The 6,057-nt window shown below is 51.4% G+C and carries 5 protein-coding genes; all 5 read left to right on the forward strand.

Annotated elements, in window-relative coordinates:
• Positions 1-247 precede the first annotated feature (247 nt).
• The 5 genes from rbr (at position 248) to Afil_RS10450 (ending at position 5,760) form a co-directional block, all read left to right on the forward strand.
• Positions 248-811 carry a rubrerythrin gene (gene rbr / locus Afil_RS10430; RefSeq protein ID WP_230268499.1) on the forward strand — a complete coding sequence of 188 codons (564 nt, stop codon included), beginning with the start codon at positions 248-250 and terminating at the stop codon, positions 809-811.
• Positions 812-992: 181 nt separating this feature from the next.
• Entirely contained in the window at positions 993-1,259 is a 267-nt protein-coding gene (locus Afil_RS10435; RefSeq protein ID WP_230268500.1) for a hypothetical protein, read from the forward strand.
• Positions 1,256-1,852, forward strand: coding sequence for a hypothetical protein (locus Afil_RS10440; protein WP_230268501.1), 597 nt, complete (start codon positions 1,256-1,258; stop codon positions 1,850-1,852). The genes Afil_RS10435 and Afil_RS10440 overlap by 4 nt, the downstream gene beginning before the upstream one ends.
• A 151-nt stretch (positions 1,853-2,003) precedes the next feature.
• On the forward strand, positions 2,004-3,134 hold the full coding sequence (locus tag Afil_RS10445) for an exonuclease SbcCD subunit D (RefSeq protein ID WP_230268502.1): 1,131 nt from the start codon (positions 2,004-2,006) through the stop codon (positions 3,132-3,134).
• On the forward strand, positions 3,121-5,760 hold the full coding sequence (locus Afil_RS10450) for an AAA family ATPase (protein ID WP_230268503.1): 2,640 nt from the start codon (positions 3,121-3,123) through the stop codon (positions 5,758-5,760). Before Afil_RS10445 ends, Afil_RS10450 begins: the two co-directional genes overlap by 14 nt.
• The last annotated feature ends 297 nt before the right edge of the window (positions 5,761-6,057 follow it).

The raw sequence follows: 6,057 nt of genomic DNA on the forward strand, positions 1-6,057 counted from the left end.
CAATAGATTTTTAGAAAAAAGTGAAAAAACTCGAATCATTCGAGATTTGACTTGAAGAGTAGAAAAAAGACCACATCACTGCTTAACGCTGATGTGGTCTGAGAAATCTTAACTTAATGACATTGCTGAGAATCCTTTAAAAAGAGTGTGAAAAAGACGTATGAAAACGCGAATCTTTTTTCCTGAAGGTCAGAGGAAGTGCGGTGGGGGTTTGGTGTTATACTGGAACAAATGGAGGTAATTCCCAATGGAACTGAAAGATTCTCAGACCTGGAAAAATCTCGAAGCTGCGCTCGCAGGTGAGTCCCAGGCATACACCAAGTACCAGTGGTTCGCAGCCCAGGCGAAAAAAGAAGGCTACAACTACATCTCTAACATTTTCACAGAAACATCCGGCAACGAAAAAGCTCATGCGAAAGTATGGTTCAAGTATCTGCACGAAGGACAGGTACCAGATACGTTGACCTGCCTGCAGATGGCTTGGGATGGTGAAGACTACGAAACCACAACCATGTACGCAGACTTCGCTAAAGTCGCTCGTGAAGAAGGCTTTACCGAAATCGCACGCAAAATGGAACTGATCGGTGAAATCGAAGCCCATCACAGAGACAGATACGGCGACATGATGAACCTGATCAAGAACAACCTCGTGTTCGAGAAACCGGAAGAAGTAAACTGGATCTGTCTCAACTGCGGCTATGTAACAAAAGCAAAAGCTGCACCGAAAGTATGCCCAGTCTGCAAACATCCGCAGGGCTGGTTCGAAGCTGTTGTTGACTACAACCAGAACCTTGCTAATCCTTCCCACTAGTTCGGTTTAACCCGAAAGAAAATACAATCGGAAGACACAAAGCCGCTTGCGCAAAACGCTGGCGGCTTTTTCTATGGAAAGAGAGATTGAATTTTTCATCCTTTTCGTGCAGTAAGCACGACGGGGGCAGTCTTGAAAAAGTGGCTGATTCTTTTGGCATGGGTTTTGGTACAATAGCCGTATGACTCAGGATATTGTTCGACAGGCCGAGCGGACGATGCGATGGCTGGAAGAAGGCCATACGCTCGTCTTTTCCAATCCGCGCCTTCTGGCTCGAAAAAACGGCGATACGATTGCGATCAGTGCACCCGGCTATACGCTTCGTCTGCGTACTGAGGACTTTGTTTCGCTTTACGGCCATCTGGAATGCGCCGTGCTGAACGAAAAGGAAGGCATCGACGAGCAGAAGGATGAAGAATACTATGCCTGGAGGAGAATCAAGCAATGAAAAAAGAGAAAAAACCAGTACCTGTTATTTATACGACGACCGCGCGCGGCTCGCTGTTTCGCTCCGGATCCGTCAATTCGACGCTTTATTTTGCGATCAATCCGGATCCCGAACTCTTGGAGTCGGAGCCGGAGTACAGAGAATACTTTGAGGAAATGAAGACGAAGGAAATCCCGCAGGCCATCGTCAACAAATTTGTGGTCAGCCAGCCGTTATACATTACCAACGATCGGATTCCGTTTGTGATCTTCAAATCCAACATCGACGAATACAGCCTGAAGGAATTCTGCAAAGCCATCCTGCAGGAATTCAGCTTCCATACCGGAAAGGCGCATACCGGCGTATACGGCTTTGACAAAACGATGTTCCTGGAAATTGGCAAGGAACCGCGTTTCTCGTTTACCCAGCATGGCGACAAGCTGACCCGCAGCGAAGAGATGGAACGCTTTAAAAATCCGCTTGCCTTTGAAGGCGACATGCAGGATCAGGGCATCATGGTGCCGTTTTATGCCTGGAAGGAAGAAAAGAGACGTCTGGCCATTCAGGAGCAGGAAAAAGCAGCCAGCGAAGAGGAAGAAGTCGTTTCCTGGTAAGGCTTTTTCAGACAGAATCAAAACGGCGAACCCGGCGCGGTCCGCCGTTTTTTTACAGGACGGTTTTCGTTTTTAGCCCAGTAAAATCCGAACAGGGAAACGTCCCTGTATCGTAAAGACAGGTTTTACTGGACAGGAGAGGAATGGAATTATGCGAATCATTCATCTGGCCGACCTTCATTTAGGCAAGAAGGTGTTCGGCTACAATCTCGAAGAAGAACAGCGCGACATGCTTGCGCAGGTTTTAGCGCTCGTGGAAGAGAAAAAGACGCATGCGGTACTCCTTTGCGGCGACATTTACGATACCGCCATGCCGCCCGTCAGTGCCGTCGAGCTGCTGGACTGGTTTTTAAACGAGCTGCACAAACGGGGGCAGAGCGTGCTGATGATCAGCGGAAACCACGATTCCGCCGGCCGTCTGAGCTTTGGCTCGCAGCTGCTCGAAGCCTCCGATCTGCATATTGCCTCGGTGTATGACGGATCTGTCCCGTTTGTGGATCTGGAAGAAGGCGAAGAGCGGGTGCGCGTCCATATGCTTCCGTTTATTAAGCCCGTTACCATTCGGGCGGTCCACGAAAGAGAGTGCGCGAGCTGGGATGAAGCAATGGCGATCGCGATGGAAACTGTCGAGCTCGATTCGAGCGTGTCCAATATTCTGATGAGCCATCAGTTTTACATGGGCAGTGAAACGAGCGACAGCGAAACTCATTCGGTCGGTACGCTCGATCAGATTTCGACTTCTTTTCTCGAGCCGTTTGACTATGCGGCGCTCGGTCACCTGCATAAGCCGCAGGCAGTCGGCGATGAGCGCTTTCGCTATCCGGGAAGTCTGCTCAAGTATTCCGCTTCGGAACTGGACTGGCCGCGCGCGTTTACCGTACTGGAAACGCAGCCCGATCACTCGGTGAAAATTGAGCGGATTCCTGCGGTGCCCAAACGGGATTTTGTGCGTCTGCAGGGGACGTTTGATGAAATCGTCAGCCGGGAATTTCGACAGAGCGTCAATCCGGAAGACTACGTCTATATCGTTCTCGAAGATGAGCAGGAAGTGTTCCAGGCGTTTGAAAAGCTCTCCAGCATTTACGAGCGCCTGCTGAAAATAGAATATTCCCATCTTCATAAAGGCATCAGCGAGCAGGATCTTCAAAACGTTCAGACGAAAATGAAATCCTTTGAAGAAATCGCCTGCGAATTTTTTGAACTTCAAAACGGCATCGAACCGTCGCCCCAGCAGAAAGAGGCGCTGTTCGATGCCTGGGAGGCTGTCCATGAAACCGATTAATCTGAAAATGAGCGCGTTTGGTCCGTACGCCCGTACGGAAGAGATCGATTTTCGCGTGTTCGAAAACAAGGGACTCTTTCTGATCAGCGGCGATACCGGTGCCGGCAAAACGACAATTTTTGACGGAATCGTCTACGCGTTTTACGGCGAACTGTCCGGGGATGTACGCAAACCGGGCATGCTTCGTTCCAAATACGCCGATCCGTCCACGGAAACGTATGTAGAACTGGTGTTTGAAGTCGGCGATCAGACGTATACGATCCGCCGTTCGCCAGAATACGAACGCCCAAAAACGCGCGGAACCGGCATGACCAAGCGGCCTTCCAGCGTGGAAATGATTCTTCCTGACCACAAAGCCCTGACCAAGCAGATGGAAGTCAGCGCCAAGGTGCAGGATCTGCTCGGGCTGGATATGAAACAGTTCAAGCAGGTCGCCATTCTGGCGCAGGGCGAATTTCTGAAACTGCTGCTGGCCGGGACGCAGGAGCGTACGGAAATTTTCCGGGAACTGTTCAATACGGTTGAGTACGACCGGCTTCAGAAGGAAATCGCCGAACAGGCCAAAGCGTCCGCCCAGACGTGCACGGGCATGGAAGACGACCTTCGGCGCGCCCGTCAGGCGCTTGAAGGGGTGGATGAGGAAACCCGCGAAGATACGGCCTTGTTAAAAGCCTGGCTCATCCAGCAAAATGCCCGCATGGACCAGCTGGCACAGCGCTTTGAAAAGACCACCAATGAAAATGATGCCCTTCAGAAAAAGGCAGGACGTCTGGAAAGCCAGTCTCTGGAGTACCAGAAATGGAAAAAGGCACGCAGTGCCTGGCAGAGTGCAAAGCCGCAGTTTGACCGGCTGCAGGAAGAAGCACAGAAACTCGAAAGCCAGAAGGAGAAATTCGAGCGCCAGAAAACCGAAGAGAAAAAGCTGGAAGAACAGATCACCCGCTATGATGAAGCCCAGACGGCCAGTACCCAGGCTGCTCAGGCGCAGGCGAAAACGAGACAGGCGGCCCAGCTGGCGGAACAGATGCAAAAGCAGCTCGAAGAACGCACTGGACAGATCCAGGACACAAGAAAATCGCTAGAAGCCTTTTCGCAAAGCGAAGTGGAGCTGGAAAAAGTCAAAGTTCTCTTCGATCAGTTTGAAGAAATCCAGAGTCTGGAAAAGAAGCGTCGGACCGAACAGAAAACGCTGGAACAGGAAGAAGGAAACTGCGGCCGCCTTCTTCGCGAAGCCGATCAGGCTATGGAAAGCTACCGGCAGGCCAGTTCTCTGTTTTTAGCCGGGCAGGCCGGCATTCTCGCCAGTCATCTCGAAGACAGTCACCCATGCCCCGTCTGCGGTTCTCTTTCTCATCCATCGCCGGCTGTTTTGCCGGACAATGTCCCGGATGAAAAAACGGTGCAGAAACTGGAGAAGGCCTCTTCGGCAAGCCGCAATGCGGCAGTGCAGGCCTCTCAGACATGCGCGGTACTGCGCAGCCGGATCGGCCAGTCGGATACGCAGATCGCGGCGCTCAAGGAAAAAATCCCTGCTGAGGAAAGTGCAGAGAAAATTACAGCGCGCAAGGCGGAACTCGAAAAAGAAATTCAGCAGAAAGCCAGACTGAAAAAGCAGCTCGATCAGCTGGAAGCTGCGCAGGAAAAAGAGCAGAAGCAGCTCGAAAGCCAGAAAACACAGCTTGCTTCCCTGCAAAGTCAGGAAGCAGCGGCCGTGCAGAAAGCCAAAGTCCTTCGGGAGCAGCTGAGCATTGAAGATCCGCAGAAAGCGAAGGAAGCTCTGGACAGCCTGCGAAAAGAGCGTGCAGTCTATGAAAAAAATGTGAAGGAAAACCAGGCCCAGCTGCAGCTGGCCCGTCGAGAGATCGACCAGGCGCAGGGCGTGCTGTCCACCTTTGAAAAAGAACCGGAAGATCCTGCCAAAGAGCTGGAGAAAACCAGCTTGCAAAAAGAAGAACTTCGAACCCAGCTGTCCGCCTTGCGAAAAGAGCAGCTCAATCTGCAGGCTCTGGTGCAAAACAACCAGCGCCAGCTGAAAATCTGCGAAAAGATCGAAGCCGATCTGCCGGCCGCACGCAAGGAAGCCGGCATGCTGAAAAATCTGTCCGATACGGTAAACGGTTCGCTGAAGGGCGTGCAGAGAATCAATCTGGAAACGTATGTGCAGACTGCTTTTTTTGAACAGATCATCAACCGCGCCAATACACGGCTTTTCACCATGACCAGCGGACAGTATGAATTGAAACGCGCACAGGACGAAGGCGGCCGTGCCAAGTCCGGTCTGGGCCTGGATGTCTGCGACCATTTCAACGATTCCGTACGGCCGGTACGAAGTCTGTCCGGCGGCGAACAGTTCCTGGCTTCTCTCTGTCTCGCATTGGGTCTCTCGGAAGAGATTCAGGCAAGCGCTGGCGGAGTTCGTCTCGAAACGCTGTTTGTCGACGAAGGCTTTGGATCGCTGGACGAAGAATGCCTCAGCAAAGCAATCGACGCGCTGGGCCAGATTGCATCTTCCCGAATGGTCGGCATCATTTCCCACGTCGAATCTCTGATGAACCGGATCGACAATCAGATTATGGTGCGCAAGGATCCGTCCAAAGGCAGCTATGTGACCATTCAGACAGCCTGAATCTGTTCGTAAAGCGAGGAAAGAAAAAGTACCTCGCCGGGCGGCTGCATAAACTTTCGAAAAACGATAAAGCTTTTGGCCAAAGATAAAGCCAAAGGCTTTTTGTCTGCCAGACTGAAGGGTTATCCCAAAACGACATAGAAGCTTTAGACGCTGCGGGGATTGTTTTCTGAAGTGTACCCCATGTCAAGGACACGATAATTAGAGAGAACCCTTTGTTCGGACACGTTATCCCTATTATCTGTTTGTCTGTTGTTTGAGCAGGATTTGTGAACAAATCCGATGAAGCGATGCGCT

Source organism: Allobaculum fili, from assembly GCF_020969955.1.
GTDB lineage: Bacteria > Bacillota_I > Bacilli_A > Erysipelotrichales > Erysipelotrichaceae > Allobaculum > Allobaculum fili.

Excerpts from the sequence above, each read along its gene's own strand:
- Afil_RS10440 (WP_230268501.1), top strand. The coding sequence starts at position 1,256 with ATGAAAAAAGAGAAAAAACCAGTACCTGTTATTTATACGACGACCGCG.
- rbr (WP_230268499.1), top strand. The coding sequence starts at position 248 with ATGGAACTGAAAGATTCTCAGACCTGGAAAAATCTCGAAGCTGCGCTC.
- Afil_RS10450 (WP_230268503.1), top strand. The coding sequence starts at position 3,121 with ATGAAACCGATTAATCTGAAAATGAGCGCGTTTGGTCCGTACGCCCGT.
- Afil_RS10445 (WP_230268502.1), top strand. The coding sequence starts at position 2,004 with ATGCGAATCATTCATCTGGCCGACCTTCATTTAGGCAAGAAGGTGTTC.
- Afil_RS10435 (WP_230268500.1), top strand. The coding sequence starts at position 993 with ATGACTCAGGATATTGTTCGACAGGCCGAGCGGACGATGCGATGGCTG.